General features: G+C 40.3%; 19 protein-coding genes. 8 read left to right on the forward strand and 11 right to left on the reverse strand.

All coding sequences use genetic code 11. From position 1 onward, the window contains the following. Nucleotides 1-95: 95 nt before the first annotated feature. A complete protein-coding gene (locus tag WAE64_RS19215; protein WP_340239271.1) occupies nucleotides 96-743 on the reverse strand; it encodes a hypothetical protein in 648 nt (215 codons plus the stop codon). 437 nt (nucleotides 744-1,180) lie between these two features. Here WAE64_RS19215 and WAE64_RS19220 point away from each other — a divergent pair, with 437 nt between their 5' ends. After that, nucleotides 1,181-3,073 carry an amidophosphoribosyltransferase gene (locus tag WAE64_RS19220; protein WP_340239273.1) on the forward strand — a complete coding sequence of 631 codons (1,893 nt, stop codon included), beginning with the start codon at nucleotides 1,181-1,183 and terminating at the stop codon, nucleotides 3,071-3,073. A gap of 70 nt (nucleotides 3,074-3,143) precedes the next feature. Here WAE64_RS19220 and WAE64_RS19225 read toward each other — a convergent pair whose 3' ends face one another. The 3 genes from WAE64_RS19225 to WAE64_RS19235 form a co-directional block, all read right to left on the reverse strand. Beyond that, nucleotides 3,144-3,281, reverse strand: a complete 138-nt coding sequence (locus tag WAE64_RS19225) for a hypothetical protein (protein WP_340239275.1) — start codon at nucleotides 3,279-3,281, stop codon at nucleotides 3,144-3,146. Between the two features lie 168 nt (nucleotides 3,282-3,449). Then, nucleotides 3,450-3,608, reverse strand: coding sequence for a hypothetical protein (locus WAE64_RS19230; RefSeq protein ID WP_340239277.1), 159 nt, complete (start codon nucleotides 3,606-3,608; stop codon nucleotides 3,450-3,452). Between the two features lie 604 nt (nucleotides 3,609-4,212). Continuing rightward, nucleotides 4,213-4,617 carry a LytR/AlgR family response regulator transcription factor gene (locus WAE64_RS19235; protein ID WP_340239279.1) on the reverse strand — a complete coding sequence of 135 codons (405 nt, stop codon included), beginning with the start codon at nucleotides 4,615-4,617 and terminating at the stop codon, nucleotides 4,213-4,215. Between the two features lie 274 nt (nucleotides 4,618-4,891). On the opposite strand from WAE64_RS19235, the gene pheS reads away from it, so the two are divergent. Then, a complete protein-coding gene (pheS, locus tag WAE64_RS19240) occupies nucleotides 4,892-5,929 on the forward strand; it encodes a phenylalanine--tRNA ligase subunit alpha (protein WP_340239280.1) in 1,038 nt (345 codons plus the stop codon). 123 nt (nucleotides 5,930-6,052) lie between these two features. Here pheS and WAE64_RS19245 read toward each other — a convergent pair whose 3' ends face one another. Beyond that, the gene (locus tag WAE64_RS19245; protein WP_340239282.1) at nucleotides 6,053-6,766 is read right to left on the reverse strand and encodes an SPOR domain-containing protein; all 714 of its coding nucleotides are present in this window, start codon (nucleotides 6,764-6,766) and stop codon (nucleotides 6,053-6,055) included. A gap of 196 nt (nucleotides 6,767-6,962) precedes the next feature. Further along, nucleotides 6,963-7,382 (reverse strand): SPOR domain-containing protein, encoded by a 420-nt coding sequence (locus WAE64_RS19250; protein WP_340239283.1) that lies wholly within the window; start codon nucleotides 7,380-7,382, stop codon nucleotides 6,963-6,965. 164 nt (nucleotides 7,383-7,546) lie between these two features. Here WAE64_RS19250 and WAE64_RS19255 point away from each other — a divergent pair, with 164 nt between their 5' ends. From WAE64_RS19255 to WAE64_RS19265, 3 genes are all read left to right on the forward strand, one after another. Then, the gene (locus tag WAE64_RS19255; protein WP_340239284.1) at nucleotides 7,547-9,526 is read left to right on the forward strand and encodes an alpha-1,4-glucan--maltose-1-phosphate maltosyltransferase; all 1,980 of its coding nucleotides are present in this window, start codon (nucleotides 7,547-7,549) and stop codon (nucleotides 9,524-9,526) included. Nucleotides 9,527-9,656: 130 nt separating this feature from the next. After that, nucleotides 9,657-10,628 carry a DUF2157 domain-containing protein gene (locus WAE64_RS19260; RefSeq protein ID WP_340239285.1) on the forward strand — a complete coding sequence of 324 codons (972 nt, stop codon included), beginning with the start codon at nucleotides 9,657-9,659 and terminating at the stop codon, nucleotides 10,626-10,628. Beyond that, complete coding sequence (locus WAE64_RS19265) at nucleotides 10,625-11,779, forward strand: hypothetical protein (protein WP_340239286.1); 1,155 nt, start codon at nucleotides 10,625-10,627, stop codon at nucleotides 11,777-11,779. The genes WAE64_RS19260 and WAE64_RS19265 overlap by 4 nt, the downstream gene beginning before the upstream one ends. Before the next feature lie 1,203 nt (nucleotides 11,780-12,982). Here the strand turns inward: WAE64_RS19265 and WAE64_RS19270 are convergent. The 3 genes from WAE64_RS19270 to WAE64_RS19280 all read right to left on the reverse strand — a co-directional run bounded on the left by WAE64_RS19270 (nucleotide 12,983) and on the right by WAE64_RS19280 (nucleotide 15,958). After that, nucleotides 12,983-14,710, reverse strand: coding sequence for a VRR-NUC domain-containing protein (locus WAE64_RS19270; RefSeq protein WP_340239287.1), 1,728 nt, complete (start codon nucleotides 14,708-14,710; stop codon nucleotides 12,983-12,985). 24 nt (nucleotides 14,711-14,734) lie between these two features. Further along, a complete protein-coding gene (locus tag WAE64_RS19275) occupies nucleotides 14,735-15,517 on the reverse strand; it encodes an MBL fold metallo-hydrolase (protein WP_340239289.1) in 783 nt (260 codons plus the stop codon). Nucleotides 15,518-15,580: 63 nt separating this feature from the next. Further along, nucleotides 15,581-15,958 (reverse strand): response regulator, encoded by a 378-nt coding sequence (locus WAE64_RS19280; RefSeq protein WP_340239290.1) that lies wholly within the window; start codon nucleotides 15,956-15,958, stop codon nucleotides 15,581-15,583. A gap of 397 nt (nucleotides 15,959-16,355) precedes the next feature. On the opposite strand from WAE64_RS19280, the gene WAE64_RS19285 reads away from it, so the two are divergent. Beyond that, nucleotides 16,356-17,129 carry a UDP-2,3-diacylglucosamine diphosphatase gene (locus WAE64_RS19285; protein WP_340239291.1) on the forward strand — a complete coding sequence of 258 codons (774 nt, stop codon included), beginning with the start codon at nucleotides 16,356-16,358 and terminating at the stop codon, nucleotides 17,127-17,129. Here WAE64_RS19285 and WAE64_RS19290 read toward each other — a convergent pair whose 3' ends face one another. Next, the gene (locus WAE64_RS19290; RefSeq protein WP_340239293.1) at nucleotides 17,130-17,924 is read right to left on the reverse strand and encodes a tyrosine-protein phosphatase; all 795 of its coding nucleotides are present in this window, start codon (nucleotides 17,922-17,924) and stop codon (nucleotides 17,130-17,132) included. It lies immediately after the preceding gene. A 212-nt stretch (nucleotides 17,925-18,136) separates the two neighbouring features. Then, nucleotides 18,137-18,667: a dTDP-4-dehydrorhamnose 3,5-epimerase gene (gene rfbC, locus WAE64_RS19295; protein WP_340239295.1), complete on the reverse strand. Its 531-nt coding sequence runs from the start codon at nucleotides 18,665-18,667 to the stop codon at nucleotides 18,137-18,139. A gap of 176 nt (nucleotides 18,668-18,843) precedes the next feature. On the opposite strand from rfbC, the gene pyrF reads away from it, so the two are divergent. Both pyrF and WAE64_RS19305 read left to right on the forward strand, forming a co-directional pair. Then, nucleotides 18,844-19,680, forward strand: a complete 837-nt coding sequence (pyrF, locus tag WAE64_RS19300) for an orotidine-5'-phosphate decarboxylase (RefSeq protein WP_340239296.1) — start codon at nucleotides 18,844-18,846, stop codon at nucleotides 19,678-19,680. A 41-nt stretch (nucleotides 19,681-19,721) separates the two neighbouring features. Next, entirely contained in the window at nucleotides 19,722-20,993 is a 1,272-nt protein-coding gene (locus WAE64_RS19305; RefSeq protein ID WP_340239297.1) for a DUF2851 family protein, read from the forward strand. Nucleotides 20,994-21,026: the final 33 nt, after the last annotated feature.

Genomic DNA, 21,026 nt, shown 5'->3' on the forward strand with positions numbered 1-21,026 from the left:
GCAAATATATCGTATAAGGTAATACTATGCAATACGAGGTATTAAAATATTTTTGTTTAACTACTGCTTTTTGTGTGCTGTAAGAATTGGAGTGTTTAGAATATATAGCCGACTTGTAGCCATGCTAGCCCGTCAAGATGAGCTACATTTGCTCTATCATCGCCGCTTTTTTGCCAGAGAACCAGACCTATTCCTGGGCCTATATTAATACCTAGTGACATTCTTTTAAAAACAGTTGACTGTATGCCAGCATTACCGCCAACCACTACTGATACAGATTGAAAATAGCGGCTTGGAGTAAACCAAGTACCAGCTTCATCTACATCTCTATAAACTATTTTGCCATAGGGAGCTATAAAAAAGTATAAATGATGAAATAAAGGAGAAGCATAGAACCGTCGTTCATACATTGCATAGGTAGCTTTTCTGGTATCATCATTAAAGGTTGAAAATTTGTTGTAGCCAATGGTATAATTATTGGTTTGTTTAGCAAGTCTTGTTCTTGTTTCTAGTGTAAGTGTCCATTGCTGAAGACTTTTTTCGATAAATACATTGGTTTTAATAATATTACTATAATCTTCCGGTATTGCTTGTGCTGATGCTTTTATGAATACAGGACAAAAAAGAATGCTTATAAAGCCACAGAAATTAGCGTAAGCCTTGCGATGAAAAGGTAAAAGGGCGCAAAAACGGGAAATAATAGCACATTGCTTAAAGAAAGAATAATCTTGTAGTTTTTTCATATCATTAGTCACAGTTTAAAGAAATTTATCGCAAAAAGTAGATAGTATTAAAATTATAAAAAATAATTGTAAAGCACTAAAAAATTGGATTATAAAAAGAAATGCCAAATATTCTTTTAAATGAATGTATCTACACGTATTATTTAATATTTCTAAGAGCCGTTTGATGCAATCTTTTAAAACCTGCATTTGTATTGGTGTATAAGCACAATTTTTGAAAGCTGAATTTATTGCCGTAAAATTGTGTTATAAAAACCTAAACGGATTATATTCAGCGACAGTTTTTTACGTTAAGGATTTATAAAGGGATTTTCAGAATTTTAAGAATTTGATAACCCCCGAAGTAACAAAAGTATTTTTTAAAATATGTAAGAAATTCTTTGTACTGAATACATATTCTTGAGAACTTTGTATAACACAATCTTCAATACTTCAGAATGAGCGACGAGATAAAACACGAATGTGGCATTGCCCTGGTTCGTCTTCGTAAACCCCTCCAATACTATATTGATAAATACGGCACGCCCCTCTACGGAATTAAGCGCTTGTATGTTTTAATGGAAAAACAATCGAACCGTGGTCAGGACGGTGCGGGTGTAGGTAACGTAAAATTGGATGTACCACCCGGTAGCCGATACATAAGCCGTTATCGTTCGGTTGAAAATCGCCCTATCACCGATATTTTCAATAAAATTAACGAAAAGTATCGAGAGGTCTTAAGAAACAACCCTGAGAAGTTTAAAGATGCCAAATGGTTGCAGGAAAACATCGCTTATTCGGGTGAGGTTTGGTTGGGCCACTTGCGGTATGGTACACACGGTAAAAATGAGATTGAAAACTGCCACCCGATGCTCCGCCAAAGTAACTGGCGTAGCCGAAATATGCTGATGGCAGGTAACTTTAACATGACCAACGCCGAAGAGCTTTTCAAGAAATTGGTAAAGCTTGGCCAGCATCCAAAAGACAAAGGTGATACCGTAACGGTGATGGAGAAAATCGGGCACTTTTTAGATGAAGAAAACCAAAGAGTTTTTGACCGTTTCAAAGGTATATATGAGAATCCGGCGCTTTCTGATATTATAGAAGATAACATGGATTTGCCAAGGGTGTTGTACCGTGCCTGTCGTGATTTTGATGGTGGCTATGCAATGGCAGGTATTACAGGCTTTGGTGCTTCGTTTGTGGTAAGAGACCCCGCAGGGATTCGTCCGGCTTATTATTGGGCCAACGACGAAGTGGTGGTTGTGGCATCAGAAAAACCTGCTATCAAGGCGGCTTTTAATGCCAATTATGAAGAAATACAAGAGATTCAGCCGGGCCATGCGCTGGTTATAGATAAACACGGTGAGTATAACGAGTTTCAGATAATGAAACAGTTGGAAAAACGCTCGTGTAGCTTTGAGCGTATCTATTTCTCACGTGGGTCTGACCCACAAATTTACGAAGAGCGTAAAAAACTGGGCCGTTTGCTGATTCCGCAGATACTTGAGAAGATTGATTATGATTTAGAAAATACGGTTTTCTCTTATATTCCGAATACCGCCGAAATGGCGTTCTTTGGTATGGTAGAGGGGCTTGAGGAGTATCTGGCCGATTGGCGTATGAAACGCATCACAGAAGGCAATCTATCGCCTGAGGAGATTAAACGGGTGTTATCGTTCAGGCCGAGGATTGAGAAGCTGATTTCGAAAGATGTGAAACTGCGTACTTTTATCACCAACGACGACGAACGTGACGAGATGGTATCGCACGTGTATGAAATGACCTACGAGGTTATCAAGAAAGGTGTTGATACGGTGGTAGTAATTGATGACTCTATTGTGCGTGGTACTACGCTTGAGAAGAGTATCCTGAAAATGCTCGACCGCCTTGGGCCTAAGAAGGTAATCATTGTGTCGTCGGCACCGCAGATTCGTTACCCCGATTGCTATGGTATCGATATGTCGAAAATGAAAGAGTTTGTGGCGTTCAGAGCCATGCTCGACTTGTTGAAGAAAAACGGTATTGACTACATGAAGCAAGAGGCTTATGCACAAAGTGTGGGCGCTTTGCAGACAGGTAATGCCTATGACGAGAACTTTGTAAAACAATTGTACAACAAGTTTACCGACGAAGAGATTTCGGATAAAATTGCTGAGATTGTAACACCAGAGGGTATGAATGCCGAAGTAAACATGGTGTATCAGACAGTAGAGAACCTGCATAAAGCTTGCCCTAACCACGTTGGCGACTGGTATTTTACCGGAAACTATCCAACCCCTGGCGGAAACCGTGTGGTGAACCAGGCATTTGTGAACTTCATGGAAGGCAAACTTGTGAGAGCGTATTAAGAATTAAAAAGCGATAGCTTTATTAGACTATCGCTCATTAATAAAATAGATAGGTCATAACTCTTGTGAGTTATGACCTATTTTTTGTAGGTAGACTGAACACATTGGCGGCTACCTCTTTCATGCCTATGAGTTTTAATACGTTTCTGATATCGGTGGGCACAGTTTTGCCTAAGCTTAATGAAGCCGGAGTAAGTTGTTTTTTCATGGTATTTTCTTTGGATATGTATTCTTTAAAAATACGTTAAAAAAACTTATTATTTGGCACAAAACAGTAAATTAAACCATAAAATTAGCAAAAGGGTACAAATCATTAAAAAACATGATTTGTACCCTTTGTTTATATTCTGAAACCGGATTTTTTTAAGAGCCGCAATTATTTTACGGAAACTTCATTTGCCTTTTTCTTTTTGTTTGGCAAGCTAAAAACATTGTTCGTCAATTCTTTCATGCCAATCAAACGTAACACATCTTTTAAATCGATCGCCTCTTGAATAGGCAGCAGGCCTTGAGGCTGCATAGTTGCGGTTTTCATTATTATTGTAATTTGCTGTTGATAAATTGTCGTAACAAAGTTAAGGTACAAGGCGAATATTCGCTAAACATTTAGCAGTATTTTTTTACGTTTTTTTATCTAATGGTAACGTGTCAAAAATACATTTATGGGTAATATCAAAAATATCATACCATTGAGTTAAAATGCTAATAAAACAGAGGTATAAAAAACAGGTGAAACGGAATATTATTTGGTGGCCTCTGATAAGCTAGCCTGCGAATATAACGGTGTTTGTCGCCAGAATCAAGCATAAAGGGGTTTCTAGTTTCTTTCTCCACTCTGACAGGTGGCGTATAATTAGGGTTTATCCAAATAAAATTTGGCTAAAAATATTTTATATCTTGCCCTGAAATCAGGGTTTTAAGCAACGGTGATGATGCGGGAAATGTAGAAATTTTTCCATCAGATTAGGGGTGTTTTTTCTGACAAAACCTGGCGAACAAACAAGCGTTCAAAATAAAAAGCAACCACTCAAAGAGTAGTTGCTTTATTCATCACCTAACCACTAAAAAGTATTATGAATTATAATACCGTTAGTTTTTTTCCTTAGCTTCTATTGAGACGTAATAGTTTCTAAAAAGTCTCATGAATTATGAAAAAAAACTAGTTTATTTATTACATCTTTTAATCTTCGTCTGGAAACCCCCAAATGCTCACCACCTTCAATCCGTAATTCACCTGCATTTTTCTGTATATTAAGCCCCTGTACAAACATCATATTTACAATGTGCGACTTGTGAACTCTCAGAAAAGTTTCTTCTCCCAGAAGTTTCTCAAAGTTTTTTAAAGTTCTTGCGGCTATATACTCCCGGTTTTGTGTGTACACATACGTATAATTACACTCTCCCTTTAAACGTACAATACTTCTCAACGGAATCTTTATCCATCTGTTTGAAAAGTAAACTTTAATTTGTTGATTGGTAGCAGGCAATTGTGCTAGACCGAGAGCAGTTTTTACTTTTTGTTGTTTGAAATCGATCTTATCCATGAGTTTGGTTGAGTTTTGTGGCTCAAACATAGCTGCTTAATAAAAATTATGCAACCCGCACAGAAGATGAGATTTCTTATAAATTACTGATAATGAGCTATTTAGTGTTAAAATAATAGATTAAATTCAGTATTAACCCCTAAGGATTTGCGTAAAAGTACGTAAGGCACTACCGAACTTTTTTATGCTTGAAACGCTGAGTTATTATGTAAAAATATACACTATTCTAACAATATGCATATATTTGTAAAAATTTTTATTAAACGGCAGAAAAGTGTTAGATAGAATCAAGGAAGTATTAGATGAAGTAAATGCTGCAGCAATTGGCAGTAAAGACGAGTTGGAGAATTTTCGTCTGAAGTACATTAGTCGTAAAGGGATTCTGAATGACTTGTTTGAGCAATTCAAGACAGTTGCTAATGAGCAGAAGCGTGCAGTAGGGCAAGAGCTGAACAAGTTAAAAGGTTTTACCGAACAAAGATTCAAGGATTTTTCGGAAGCACTCGAAAATGCTACCGATGATTCGGTTGGCTCAGGTAAAGTAGACCTTACGCTTCCGGTTGCACCGAATTTTGCAGGCTCGGTACATCCGCTTACACTCACCCGCCAGAAAGTTTTAGAGGTTTTTGCCCGCATGGGTTTTAGCCATGAAGATGGCCCCGAGGTTGAAACCGACTGGTATAATTTTACAGCTTTGAATTTCCCTGAGAACCACCCTGCCCGCGAAATGCAGGATACTTTCTTTGTAGAGAAAAAAGCTGTGCAAAAAGACGATGTACTGCTTCGTACGCACACATCAAATGTGCAGGTTAGGCTGATGGAGCGCAAAAAGCCACCTATCCGCTCAATCATGATTGGCCGTGTGTATCGTAACGAGGCTATTTCGGCTCGTGCGCACTGCCAGTTTCACCAGATAGAAGGTTTGTATGTAGATAAAAACGTAAGTTTTAAAGACCTGAAAGATACTTTGTATCATTTTGCAAAGGAGATGTTTGGGAAAGATACGAAAATCCGCCTACGCCCAAGTTATTTTCCGTTTACCGAGCCAAGTGCCGAAATTGATGTTTCGTGTTTTATTTGTGGCGGTAGTGGTTGCAATATTTGTAAACACAGCGGCTGGGTTGAGATTGCCGGCTCGGGTATGGTTGACCCTAACGTATTGCAAAATAGCGGTATTGACCCCGAAGAATACACAGGCTTTGCCTTTGGTATGGGTGTTGAGCGTATTACAATGCTACGCTATGGTATCAACGACCTGCGCTTGTTTTTTGAGAACGATGTAAGATTTTTGAGACAGTTCGAAGGAGCGTAAGTTTCTCGGGCTTTTTAGTAATAATCCATGTAAACATAAAACTCCCCTCGTTTGAGGGGAGTTTTTTTTGACTCACTCATCACTCGAAGATGATGATAATCTAGTAAAAGTTTCCTGACAAATTCATTTGAATCCTTTCACAAAAGCGGGGTAACCTAAACCTTCAATTTGCTTTTGTGTACTTTTAGCATTGATTTCAGAATCATAAACACCATAGATTACTCGGTAAACCATGGGTTTGTCAGCAGCTTTACTTACTTGTATAAAAATCTTATTGTTTTCTATTTCTCCTTTTTGTGTTAATTGGTTGGCAAAATCTTTGGCTGCTTTTAATTGCCCAAAGGCTCCCAGTTGCAAGCCATAGCCATTCAGTTCATGAATTTTGCCGTTGAGGTCATAAATATGATTTACATCGAAATTCTCAATTTTTGAGGTTTCAATCTTGATTTCGGTCTCTTTAGCGGTTTTCTTCAAAGGTGTAAAGCTACGCACGGGGGCTGTGGGCTCGGCTGTTGCCCAAAGTACCTCTACCTCGTCGTCGTCCACCTCTTGAATCTTCACTTTGGCCTTAGATGCTTTTAAGTCAACTTTGTCAGACAAATACGCAATTTTGTTGTTTCTGGTAGTTTTATTAAGGTCATTAACAGAAACAACCACCGATTTGTCGGTTTCAAGATTGGTTATTTTTACTTTTTTGGTAGTATTGCCTGTTTCTTTCTTAGGCGATTTTTTAAGGGCGTCAGCAAAATTGGTAGTGCTTTGGGCCAGCACAGGGCTCGCAGCAATAGAAAGGAATAATATTCCTACTAGGGTTTTAGGGGCACGTAACATAGTCATAATAGCGTTTATGGATGTGGCATCACAGGCAAAAATCAGCACGTATTCCCGGATGACTTCATTAAAACGATTTGCCACTTCTGTGTTAATCGTACCCTCAAATAGCAAATAAAAAGCCTGAAAACAAAGCGGTAGAGCGATATTTTTTTCGGCTACCGCTAAGTAGCTGATAATGAAAGTACTAGCGTGTATGTGCTTATTTGAATTCTCTTACAAATGCATACTGGCCGTTTTCAAGAAAGTATTTTTGTTTGCCACGTATCGAGTCGTCGGTTTTGGTTACACCAAAATATACTTTATAGAATGTTTTGCCATCTATATTTTTACTGCAAATAAAAACCTGACGTTTCTCGGCGTCTCCTTGTTTGATAACATTTCGGGCATAGGCTTTTGCATTCTCTAAACTACTGAACGAAGCCAGTTGCAGGCCATAGCCTGATAAATCGCTTTTTTGTTTTACATAAACAAAATTGGCAAGCATTTCTTTCGAACTCCCGTTGTCTTTTACACGCCCTCTCGATTTTCCGCCTTTATCGCCAGGATTCAGTTCATCATTCGCATGGGCAAAGTTTAACAAGCAAAGCATTGTGATGGTGGATATGATACTCTTTTTCATATTGTTGTAATTAATTTTATACTTTGGTCAGTTTCAAATTTCGTGCTAAACTTTTTTTTGAAGTAAAAAAACAAGAAATTTGAAAAAAATCTTTAACCTCAAATAGCGTTTCTGTTAGCAAAAAAGCGCCAGAAGTGCCCTAAATGGCCGTTTATCAATAATCTATGAAAAATCATTTTTCTTTTCCTGTAAATGGGCAATGCCGTGCGGTAGTAGAGCGTGTTTCGCCTGAAATAGATGGCGGACGCTACCCCATTAAAGCCATAGTAGGCGAGAGTATCACTGTTGAAGCCGATATATTGGTTGATGGGCACGATAAGCTATCGGCTCGCTTACTATACAAGCATGAGGCCGATAAAGAGTGGAGCGAAACGCTGATGCAATTGTATGATAACAACCGTTGGATTGGGCATTTTTCGGTACAGAAACAAGGATTTTATGTATATACCATTGAAGCCTGGGCCGACCACATAGCTAGCTGGATACATGAGGTAGACGCCAAAGTACGTGACGGCCAGCACCTGAAAGTAGAGCTGATGCAAGGCGAATTGTTTCTGAATAATATGGCTAAAAAAGCCAAAGGCGACCATAAAAAAGCGATTCAGGAGGCTGCAAAGGCCATGAAGGGGGCTTACAGCAAAGGTGAAGAACGCTACGATGAGGCTATTCAGATTGCTATGAGCCAACAAATGCTCGACTGGGCTATGAACTACCCTGAGCGGCAGGATGCTTTCAGGTATAAAGAGCTACAAATATATGTTGATAGAAAAAGAGCTGGGTTTTCGGCGTGGTACTCTATGTTTCCTCGCTCTGCTGCCAGAGAATATGGTAAGCACGGTACTTTCAGAGATGTAGAAAACCTGTTGCCTCGCATTGCCGAAATGGGGTTTGATGTGCTGTATCTGCCGCCGGTTCATCCGATTGGTAAAACCCACCGCAAAGGGAAAAACAACTCGGTAAGCTGCGAAGAAGGTGAGCCGGGGGTGCCTTATGGCATTGGCTCAGAAGAAGGAGGGCACGAGGCGATTCATCCTGAACTAGGAACGCTCGATGATTTTAAGCATCTGATAGAAGCCTGTAAAAAATATGATATTGAAATAGCAATGGACTTGGCCATCCAATGCTCGCCCGACCACCCTTGGGTAAAAAAACACCCAGATTGGTTCAAAATATTACCAGATGGCACAATTAAATATGCCGAGAATCCGCCTAAGAAGTATCAGGATATATATCCGGTTAATTTCGAAACCGCCGACTGGAAGAACCTGTGGCAAGAACTCAAAAATCTGATTTATACATGGGCCGAGTGGGGTGTGCGTATCATAAGGGTAGACAACCCACACACCAAGGCGTTTGGCTTCTGGGAATGGGTAATTGCCGAAACCAAGATAGATTATCCTGATATGATTTTCTTGTCAGAAGCCTTCACAAAGCCTAAAGTGATGCAACAACTGGCAAAGCTGGGTTATACGCAATCATATACTTATTATGTATGGCGCACCCAGAAATGGGAGCTGATACAGTATATGGAAGAACTCACGAAAGGCGAAATGAAGTATTATTTCAGACCGAATTTCTGGCCTAATACGCATGATATTAACCCTTATCTGTTGCAAGGTCGCCACGAACCTTTGTTTTTAAGTCGCTATTTTATGGCTGCTACGCTGGTGAGTAACTATGGCATTTTTGGGCCTACTTATGAGTACCTTTACAATGAGCCTTTTCCGAATAAAGAAGAATATGGGTTTTCGGAGAAGTACGAAATTAAATGGTGGAACTGGGAGCACCGCAATAAACTGACGTACATAATTACGCAGGTAAATCGAATCAGAAAAGAGAATACAGCTTTGCAGTTGACCAATAATATCGAATTTTGCGAAATTCATAACGATAACCTATTGGCGTATCTGAAAACCGCCCCTGATGGGAATAGAATTTTATGCGTTGTAAACCTGGATGGGTACAACAAACAGAGTGGAATGGTAAAAGTACCGCTTTATAAGATTCAGAAAAACGATTGGGAAACGTATCGGGTACATGATTTAATAAGCGGCGCAACTTTCAACTGGAAAGGTGAGCATAATTATATAGAGCTTGACCCCTACATTCTGCCATTTCATTTGTTTAGAATAGAAGATATTTAAAGAATTGAGTGATTTTATTTGCCACAATGTGTTACAATACTATTCGCTAATTTTCCATTCATAATTAATCACACAATCACCGCAGCGGCGGCCGCTCAATCACTCAATTTATTTCAAATAAAACTTGCTTATGGACTACAAAGAGTTATTGAAAACGTTGGTTGAAAAAGAAGTAATTCCCGACGAACAGGCGGCTAAGATTACTGCTTACGAGCAAACCAAACCTTTTTCGGTGCATTGGGAGTTGCGTACCTTTTTATATGCAGGTATCACGCTGCTAGGGGCTGGCTTGGGTGTGGTTATCTACGAAAACATTGATTCCATTGGGCATAATGTATTAATTGGCTTGATTGTGCTGGCCTTTGCGGGTTGTTTGTTCTATGCTTTCAAATATCGCAAGCCTTTCACATGGGACGAGGTTGTAGAGACCGAAAAGCTCGACGATTTTGCGCTACTCGGCGCTTGCGTGATGTTTCTGACGCTCGAAGGCTACCTGCAATACCAATACAATGTTTTTGGCACACGCTATGGGCTGGCGGCTTTTCTGCCTGCGGTGCTGTTTTTCTTTCTGGCCTATCGTTTCGACCACCGAGGGGTGCTTTCAATGGCTATTACGGCTTTTGCGTCGTGGGTGGGTGTAAACATTGCGCCAATTAAACTCTGGCAACAAAAAAACTTTTCTACTGCCGATATTACGCATCTATCAATTTTACTCGGTGTGGTATTGATAGCGATGGGAGGGCTAAGCGAATACAAACGCTGGAAAAGCCATTTCTCGTTTACCTATTTCATTTTTGGCTTCAACATTGCTTTTGTGGCAACATTAGCCGGCTTGTTTCAGTTTGATATGAAACTGGTGTATATGCTCGTGATGGCTGTATTAAGCTATGGCAGTATATGGTATGCTCGGCGCACGCAATCTTATCTGTTTATGTTGATGGGGGTTATTTATGGCTATATATCTGTAACGTACTGGATTTTTCAGGGAGCGTGGACAGAAGGGCTTGATTTTACCTTGTACACTTTCTATTTCATGGCATCGGCTGTGGGAGTTGTGTATTTTCTAATGAATATCAAACAAATGATTGGACTGAAAAAATGAAAAAGGCATATAACGAAACATGGGTTGAGAATATTGAGAGTCAGGCTATTGTGCGGGAATGGTATGAAGAAAAAGTACTGAGCCAGGAGCAATATACCGAAGCCTGCAAGCTATTTCCGGTAGAGTTTTATCAGCCGAATATATTTATTGAGTTTGGGCTATTTATATTTACCAATCTGGCTATTTCGGCTACTTTTGGGTTTATGGCCATTACTCTTCTTGAGCCTATAGTTGAAACAAGCCTTGGGCTGGGTATTGTTTGTGTGGTATATGGGGTAAGTATGGTTTTTTTGTTGGAATATTTTATTAAAAGTCGCAAGCTGTATAGGTCGGGTACTGATAATGCCTTGCTTTATGTGGCTATTGGCTCGTTTCTTACAGCTATTTTTGCTTTTACCGACTTCCGTTGGTCTTTGTATGCCTACTACTTTTTATCCTTAATTGTGTTTATTCCGTTCTTACTGCGCTACGGCGACCCTTTTGTGGCTATCGCTATTTTTGTGGTCTGGATATGCTCTTGGTTTACGCTTACCATTGAGTTTTCGATAGGAAAATTAATAGTGCCTTTTGTGATTATGGCGGTATCGGTAATCAGTTTTGTATTTGCCCGATGGTGGAGCAAAAACGATAATTCGGCTTACTATACCGATGCGCAGATATGTATTGAAACGGGTAGTTTAATAACGTTTTATCTGGGTGGAAACTACATGGTAGTGCGAGAAGGTAACGCTATATTGAACGGCCTGAATGATTCTACGCAAATATCGTTTGCGCCGCTTTTCTATCTATTTACCTTAGCTATACCATTTATCTATCTATATTTTGGCTTGAAGCAAAAAGACCGAAAAATGGTAATGGTTGGCTTAGCGGCCTTTGCTTTTTCAATATTTACCTATCGTTTTTACTTCTCTGTAATGCCTCTTGAATGGGCCATGACATTTGGTGGAGCTGCGTTGGTGGGTTTTGCCGTGTGGGGAATATGGGTTTTGCGTACACCAAAATGGGGTTTAACGTATCAACAAACCCAAGCCAGTAAATACCGAGATTTTGAGGCTTTTCTGGTAAATCAGGCACTACCACACGGACAAGGCGGAAAAATGAAATTCGGCGGCGGAGACTTTGGCGGCGGTGGCGGTGGGGGGAATTATTGATACGCAGAGGGCATAGCAAAGGGGCGGACGTTTTAGCAGAGTCTCCTGTGTGTGCTGGAAAAGGTAAGCAAAGGGACTCGGCGTGGAGGAGAGAGTAATCCCAAAAACGCCGAGTCCCCTTGCTAGGCTGCAAGCCAGTGCGCACGGGAGACTCGGCTTAGACCTAGTTATTGAGCGATTGTGTGAATGAGTGATTAGTGTCTAATCCTAAAATAGGTTTACACAAATCAAGGTTTTAGCAGAGTCTCCTGTGTGCGCTGGAACAGGTAAGCAAAGGGACTCTGCTTGGAGGAGAGACCAATTCCCAAAAACGCCGAGTCCCCTTGCTAAGCCGCAAGCCAGTGCGCACGGGAGACTCGGCTTAGACCTAGTTATTGAGCGATTGTGTGAATGAGTGATTAGTGTCTAGTCCTAAAATAGGTTTACACAAACTATGTTTTAGCAGAGTCTCCTGTGTGCGCTGGAAAAGGTAAGCAAAGGGACTCTGCGTGAAGGATAGACCAACCTAAAAAACTCCGAGTCCCCTTACTAAGCCGCAAGCCTATGCGAACGGGAGACTCGGCTATGACCTAAAATCGGATTATTAATCAAACCCCAATAGCATTCAATCAATGAAAACCCCAATTTTCAATTTTGTTCTGGGTTTATTTGTGATTTTTTTGATAACGATTTATTCACTTTCTGCTTCAGGCGGTGGGGATATAATTTTTATGTTTTTGACCTCTATTTTTGTTATACTTGATTTTTTTGTTTTAAAATTTCTACTCAAGTTAAAGCCTAAAATATATCAGTATCTTATACCGCTTTCATTAGTGTTTGTTTGTGCCATTGTTTTCACTTACTTGAATTACAAAAGAAGTGAAATTAAAACGAATATAAGCGCTCCTTTTCAAAATGGTAACTAATTGTCTAATTCTAAAATAGGTTTACACAAATCTAGGTTTAAGCCGAGTCTCCTTGCTAAGCTTTAGCCTTATGCGCACGGGAGAATGGGCTACGACCTAACTTTTAAATGTGATTAGGTCTTAGCAGAGTCTCCTGTGTGCGCTGGAAAAGGTAAGCAAAGGGACTCTGCGTGAAAGAGAAACCAACCTAAAAAACGCCGAGTCCCCTTGCTAAGCTTTAGGCTTATCCACACGTGAGACTCGGCTAGGACCTAAATTTTTACAATATTATTCGCTATTCACTCAATCACTAACTCACTCATTCACTCAATTCCTCCAAAGTCTTCTCCCAATAAACCCTTAAAACCTTAGAATTTACACCGATTTCTTTAAAAAACTGTAGCCAAAATAGCTGTTGGTTTGAGAGGTTATCGGTAGGGGATTTTACTTCTACAAAGCAGTATTCGTTGGTTGTGTCGTCCCACATAAAAAGGTCGGGGAAGCCACGTAGGTTTTCTACCAGATTCTTCGACATCTCGTGTAGTATTATCTTCAAGGCTTCAAAATTGATTACTTCTACGGCTTTTCTGACAATCATCCACATTTCTTCAAGCCAGGGTACAAACGGATTAGCAATGCCGAATTTAGATTCGTAGCGCTCACCCATATACACCAGTAGCGTCTGGATATTATCGAAACTTGCCAAATGACTAATGATTAAATCCTGACGTTTTTCGTAGAAATCAGGCAGGTATAAGTCAGACGGGCGACGTTGAAAAGGGTGGTGGAAAGCTACCAGACTAGGGTCGAAGACAATATCCCAGAATATAAGCCCGAAGATAGCCCGCCAGGTATGGTTTTCAGAAAAAACAGCCATTTTCCCCTCATTTATGTAGTATTCAGCCACACCCATTTCAACCTGATGGCGATGTTCTTCCGAAATCGTGATAGATTCTGATTGGTGCAGCCACGAGGTTGTACTTTTTTTATGTACACGTTTTTTGCTTTTCGTCTGATTAATGAAATCGCTGGCAAAAAAACGTTCATCAGCATTTTTCGGAAACTCAATCATCAATTGGCAAAGTGAAAGTGCTTCGTCAATGTGCCCAAGTTTTTGTAAGGTTCGCACTTGTCGCTCTCTTGCAGGCACTTGTTCTGTCAGTCGGAAGGTATTCAGGGCTTCGTCGTACAGCTTACTTTTCTCTAGAAAAGTGCCTACTTTTATAATAAGCCTTTCGTAAGCAGGCTTGGCTACTTCGCTCAGGTCGGTAACAGAATCAGTAAAATTCATGAACCAGTCGTAGATTTCGAGCGGCGGAGCAGTATCTTTTAATTGCGAGAAGAGGTCGTTCTGGTCGGTAATTAGCCATTTGTCTTCTGCATCTTTGCGTGTAGTAAATCGGGCGACCAGTTTGTCGTCATCATGGCTTTCGTACTGAATCAGTCCCAGGTCTCGCACCACAAACTCGGTCATGTCAAGGTAGCGATTGCCAAAGAACAGAAACTTCATGAAAGTAACCTCAAACTCAAAGCAAACCTTAATAACAGGTTCTAAGTCTTGAATTGCCTCTATGATTTCCTCAAAACTAAAGGCTTTGAGCAAGGTTTCTACCAACTCATCTTTTTTGAGTTTCTTATACGAAATCCGTTCGGCTTTAGGTAGGCTTTCTTGCGTAGCAGCTATTATTTTGGTGAAACGGTTGGCGAGTTCGTCTTTCCCATAAATGCCCAATAATTCCTTGCTGAAAGTCTCATGTTTGGCAGCATTTACAGGCTCAATAAACTCTCTTTCAAGTAGTTCGTTCAGCAATGCCGGAATATCCGTCAGTTCAGCATACGCTAGTTTATTGGTTTTAAAAAACAAACCCTTACGATTGCTGAATCTGATAAACAAACATTGCGCATCTTCGCTTAGGCAATAGTATTTACGCAGGAAACGCCATTCGTTTTCGTTGAGTATATGCCGATACTTCTCCTGAACAAAGTCCAGCAGGTAGTTGAAGTACTCTAAATAATATTTAGGAGGAAGCTCGTTTTGTTCTGCCATAATGATAGAAACAAAATTGTCGTATCAAGGGTTCGGAAGCTTTATTTTCAGCCCATCATAAGCTAAATGAATATTGGGCGGCAGTTCTTTTTCTACGTCGGTATGCAAGCCCATTTTATGGCTGATATGCGTAAAATAGGTAGTAGGCGCATTTATTTTTTGCGCTACCGCTATGGCCTCGCTCAAAGCAAAATGAGAAATGTGCGGCTCACGTTGCAAAGCACCTAAAACCAATACCTTTGTGCCGTAAACTTTCTCCATTTCGGTTTCAGAAATGTAGTTTACATCGGTAATGTAGGTGAAATCACCCACCCGAAAACCAAGCACGGGCAAGCGATGGTGCATTACTTCGATAGGGGTAAACTCAATGCCCTCAATATTGATTGGCTGCGATACGTCGGCGGCAATCTCTTGTAGATTGAGCAATGGCACACCCGGATACTTTATGTCTTCAAAAGCGTAGGCAAACTCTCTTTTAAGCTGATTTAAAACCCGTTGATGGGCATAAAGATTGATATGACGGATACCGTTGAGGTAATTGAAGGGACGAACGTCGTCAAGGCCGGCGGTGTGGTCTTTGTGTTCGTGGGTATAAATGATGGCATCAAGCTGGGCTATTCGCTCACGCAGGGCCTGTTGCCTGAAATCAGGGCCGGTATCAATAATAAAGCTCTTGCCATTCACTTCTATCCAGACAGACACCCGAAGACGCTTGTCTCTGAAATCAAGTGAATTGCAGACTTCACATCTGCATGTAAGTACGGGAACACCCGCCGAGGTACCTGTTCCGAGAAAAGTTACTTGCATGCTTAAGGGAACGGTGGGTAATCGGAAAAGATTGCCCACCGAATGATTTAATACTCTATATATTTACTCTGTAAGGCTTTTCACAACTGTTACCAGTCGGTCGAAATTCAAAGGCTTCATTAATGCATCGTTGAACCCTGCATTTTTGAAGTCGTCTTCAGAGTAGTTTTTGGCGTTTCCGGTAATAGCTACTGCCGGAACATTGGCCTTTTTCTTGTCGTCTAGCTCACGAATTGCTTTAATGCACTCCATGCCGTCCATGATTGGCATATTGATGTCGAGCAGAAGAATGTCAAAGTCTTCTTTATCAAGTAATTGCATTACTTGCTCTCCATTTTTTACAGCGGTGATTTCGAAGTTCTGAAACTCCAAAATTTTCTTTGCTAAGTTCTGAATAACTGAACTATCTTCGGCTATCAATACTCGTTTCATTAAAGGCATATATGTTTTTAAAGTTTGGTCTTCGTTAATTTGGTGTAAAGATAAGGAAAGAAGATTTTTAACAAAATCAAATTTTACTAAACCCTGATAAAATATGTATTTTTGCGGAATAATACGATTCGCCGAGTAATGAATTTGAAGAAATAAGCGTTCCTTAAAATGTCTGACTTAGTAGAGACGTATTGCAATACATCTCAAAGGTCTACCTGTATTTTTGAACTAAATTTGGGCGTAAATGTTGGAATTTTAGACCAATTTTAAGTAAAAAGCAGATTCTACGACAGGAGACGTATCGCAATACGTCTCTACCAAGTTCGCTACTTTGGAAGAATAATTGTTTCTCAAAACCCAATTATTCGCTGGAACTTATGAATATTTAATCATTAAAATAAAAGATTTGAACCGACAATTAGCACCCGGGAAAAAAATATATTTTGCTTCTGATTTTCATTTGGGAGCACCTACACACCAAGACAGCCTAAACCGGGAAAGGCGAATAATAGCATGGCTGGAGAGTATCAGGCACGATGCCGAAATTATATTTCTGGTAGGCGATTTGTTTGATTTCTGGTTTGAATACAAACAGGTAGTGCCCAAGGGCTTTGTGCGTTTTTTGGGCAAGCTGGGCGAGTTATCGGATGCTGGTATGGAGATAGTGGTGTTTTTGGGTAACCGAGATATGTGGATGAGCGATTATTTTGAAAAAGAGCTAAACGTAAAAACCATTCGCCGACCACGCAGCTACGAGTTTAATGGCAAGAAGTTTTACATAGGCCACGGCGATGGCCTAGGCAAAGGCGACTACGGCTATAAGTTTCTGCAAGTGATTTTTGAAGGCAAACTGCCCCGTTTTTTGTTCAACAGAATAATGCACCCCAACTTGGGCATGATGCTCGGTAACCTGTGGAGCAAGCATAGCTGGCGCAAAAAAAGAGAACCGGAGAAATACCTCGGCGACGACAGGGAGTTTCTGGTTGGTTACTCTAAACAGGTAGAGGCCAAAGAGCACCACGACTACTATATTTTCGGACACCGACACACCAAAGTAGACATAAAACTTAGCCCAACAGCCCGATACATTAATCTGGGCGATTGGATATTTTATGATAGTTACGCAGTTTTTGATGGTAATGATGTGGTGCTGAAATCGATGAAACCTGATGCTGAGTAATCAGATTTTTGCATAAATAGCCGTTGACCACACGGGTGTTTGTGCTTCGAGCAAAGAATTGTTGAGTGCGTTTTCTTTGGCTGCATAGCAGAAATAGGGCAAGTCGTAGGCAGCTTTTATGCTCTTCAACTGGCTTTCGTTGTGGCAATTAGAGCCAAAAAAGGCTACCATATTCTTTTTTACCAATATTTCGGCTATTTCTTGCGCTTGCTTAGAGTAGTAGCCCGTAAGCGAACCGATATTGACCTGAAACAGAATACCGCTGAACAATAGCTTTGTGAGGGTATCGATATTGTTTAAAGAAATATATCGCTCAGGATGGGCCAATACAGGTATAAAGCCCGCTTGCTGAATACGAAGCGCCGACTCGATAATGTAGTTGGGTTTTTCAATAAACGATGCCTCAAAAAGCAAGTATTTTCTGTCGCTGCCAAATGGCAATACCTCTCCACGCTTAATAGACCTGAACAAGTTTTCTTCAAGATAATATTCGGCCGAGGCTTCTATCTCTACCGGAATTTGGTAGCGTTTCAGGATAGCACGCAGAAGAGACAATGACTGAAGAATGTCTTCATAAGAGTTGTCATAAAAACCACTCATTACATGCGGGGTAGCAATAATCTTCTTGAACCCGAGAGCCACAAGGCCCCTAATCATGGCAATACTTTGTTCTACACTAGCGGCTCCGTCGTCAATATGAGGTAGAATATGGGCGTGCACATCTACAGTAAGTGGATATTGAGGCAAAGCAATGTTTTTTCTAAAAAGAGGTTTGTTTAGCAATGTTTTAAACATTGAGGTATGGTTGTTTTGTGGCCTAATTCAGGATTCAGTATTACAGGTTTCCCTATATACAATTGTAAACCAACACCATGCCAAAAAAACGACTGAATCTTAGAAAAATACTAAGCGGTAGCAAACCATCAATAATGTAGGTTTTGAAAAAAAATATCTAAAATATAACGATTTTGGTATTATTTATGCCAAAGCCCTACTTGCCTTTTTTATTAAGAAATATCTCTTAATCTGGGTAATTCAAGGTCTTTTGATGAGATATTCGGGTCCTCGATTCCCCAGTCAATATTCAGGTCGGGGTCGTTCCAGATGATGCCTCCTTCTGAGGCTTTATTGTAGAAATTTGTACATTTATAAGTAAACAAACATTGCTCTAATGCCAGAAAGCCATGCGCAAAGCCGGCAGGAATATATACCATATTTTGTAGCTGGTCGTCAAGCAAAAACTTCTCGTACTTACCAAAAGTTGGTGAGCCCGGTCTTATATCAACGGCAATATCAAGCGCTTTGCCTTTGAGCACTCTTACCAGTTTGCCCTGTGCGTGTGGGTCTCGCTGAAAATGTAAGCCTCTTAAAACACCTGGCGAAGATAAAGATTGGTTATCTTGCACGAAATCGAAAGGAATACCATTGTCGGCAAATGCCTTTTTGTGGTATGATTCTAAAAAATATCCTCTTTCATCGCCAAAAATACGGGGAAAAATCTCTATTAGACCTTCGATAGATGTTTGTCTGAACTCCATTATGCTTCTATATTTTTATTTTTTAGATTCTGTATCAGCGTTTGTTATTTTGTTATAATCAGCATTAGTGCTTTAGCCGCACAGAATTTATGCAAAAGTAATATTTATTAAATAATTTCAAGTTACTTTCTTATTAAATCAACATAAATCAGGAAATTTGTGAAAATTTCTAAGATATGACCAAACAAGACCTCTTCGAGCAAATTCTTAAAAAGAAATCTTACTTATGTGTAGGGTTAGATACAGATATTAAAAAAATACCAAAACATCTGTTAGCTACCGAAGACCCGATTTTTGAATTTAATCGCCAGATTATAGACGCAACAGCGCAATATGCAGTTGCTTATAAACCAAATATTGCATTTTATGAGGCAATGGGCGTGAAAGGCTGGCAAAGCCTGCAAAAAACAATAGACTATATACCCAAAGATATTTTTACGATTGCTGATGCCAAACGTGGCGACATCGGAAATACATCTGAACTATATGCCCGTACGTTTTTCGATAAGGCTTCGTCGGGTCTTGATTTTGACTCGGTTACCGTTGCGCCTTATATGGGCCGTGATTCGGTGCAGCCTTTTCTGGCTTTTGAAGGTAAATGGGTAATATTGCTTGGGCTTACGTCTAACGTTGGCAGCCATGATTTTCAGCACCTGAAAGTAGAGGTTGATGGCGAACAAAAGGCTTTGTTTGAGCAGGTGCTCACGAAGTCGCAGGAGTGGGGTGGGAGCGATGCCATGATGTATGTGGTAGGCGCAACGCAGGCCGATAAACTGGCTGAAATTCGTAAAATAGTACCAGACCATTTTCTGCTTGTGCCGGGTGTAGGTGCGCAGGGCGGAAGCCTTGAAGAAGTATCTCGCTATGGTATGAACAAGCAATGTGGCTTACTGGTAAACTCGGCAAGGGCTATTATTTATGCCTCGAACGGCGAAGATTTTGCCGAAGTAGCTGCCGAAGAAGCCAGAAAAGTACAACAAGAAATGGAAGGCTACCTTTCAGCAATTCTGTAAATGTTAGCGTAATATTAAAGCATAGTCAATAGGTTTATACCATGACAGAATCTTTTATTAACTACCTGTGGCAATTTCAACAGTTTGATAAATCTTTGCTGCGCACTACCAGACAAGAATCTCTCAGGATACTGAAAACGGGTATTCTGAATACTGATGCTGGCCCTGATTTTTCGCAGGCCAGAGTACAAATTGAAGAAATAGAATGGGCGGGGAATATTGAGATACATATTCGGGCGTCGGACTGGAATAATCATAATCACCAGACCGACGCCAGTTATAACAATGTAATACTGCACGTGGTTTGGGAATACGACAAACCCATTGTAAGAGCTGATGGGAGTGAGATTCCAACTTTGGAATTGAAACCGATAACCGATGGCTCGTTACTACACAAATATCAAGCACTTGTTGATAACAAAAACGTGATTCCGTGCGCTGCGCAATTTGGCGGCGTTTCTGATTTATCTAAGATTGCTACGCTCGACAAGGCTTTAACTAAGCGATTGATTCAGAAAGCCAAGCTGATAGAAACTTTGCTGGCAGAAAACAACGGCGATTGGGAAGAAACTACTTACCAGCTATTGGCCCGAAACTTCGGTTTTAAACTAAATTCGGAGGCTTTTTTGCGTTTGGCGCAGCATATTCCGCTTAAAGTATTGCAAAAACACCGTGATAATATCACGCAGATAGAGGCCATTCTTTTTGGGCAGTCGGGACTTTTGGTTGATGTTGACGATTATTCAAAAAAACTGGTACAGGAATATGATTTTTTTGCTGTTAAGTTTTCGCTGAAAGATACAAGATTAGAGCCCCATGAATGGAAGCTACTCCGAACCCGCCCTGCCAATTTCCCTACTATCAGAATCGCTCAACTGGCACGTTTGATTACGCTGCAAAAGAGCTTTTTCTCCTTATTTACCCAAACCGAATCGATAGACGATTTACGCAAGGCACTGCAAGTGCGCCAGAGCGAGTATTGGCAAGAGCATTATCATTTTGGTAAAAAACTAGGTAAGAAAAGTAATGGCTTGGGTAAAGATTCGGTTGATAATTTATTGATAAACACGGTTATTCCGTTACTGGCGTGTTATGCCCAAAAGACGGATAATCTGGCTTATATGGATAGAGCCCTTGCTTTTTTAGAGAGTTTTCCGGCCGAAAGTAATCATATTATTGATATGTGGAAGAATATGGGCCTAAGCATAACAACCGCTTATGATGCCCAGGCGAGTATTGAACTCTATAATAATTTTTGCACCCAAAAGAAATGCCTGCAATGCAATGTGGGTATTGAGCTATTGAAGAAGTAGGGCAAGCTATGCTTTTATTAACATAGCTTGCAA

The organism is Emticicia soli (assembly GCF_037860775.1).
GTDB classification, from domain to species: domain Bacteria; phylum Bacteroidota; class Bacteroidia; order Cytophagales; family Spirosomataceae; genus Emticicia; species Emticicia soli.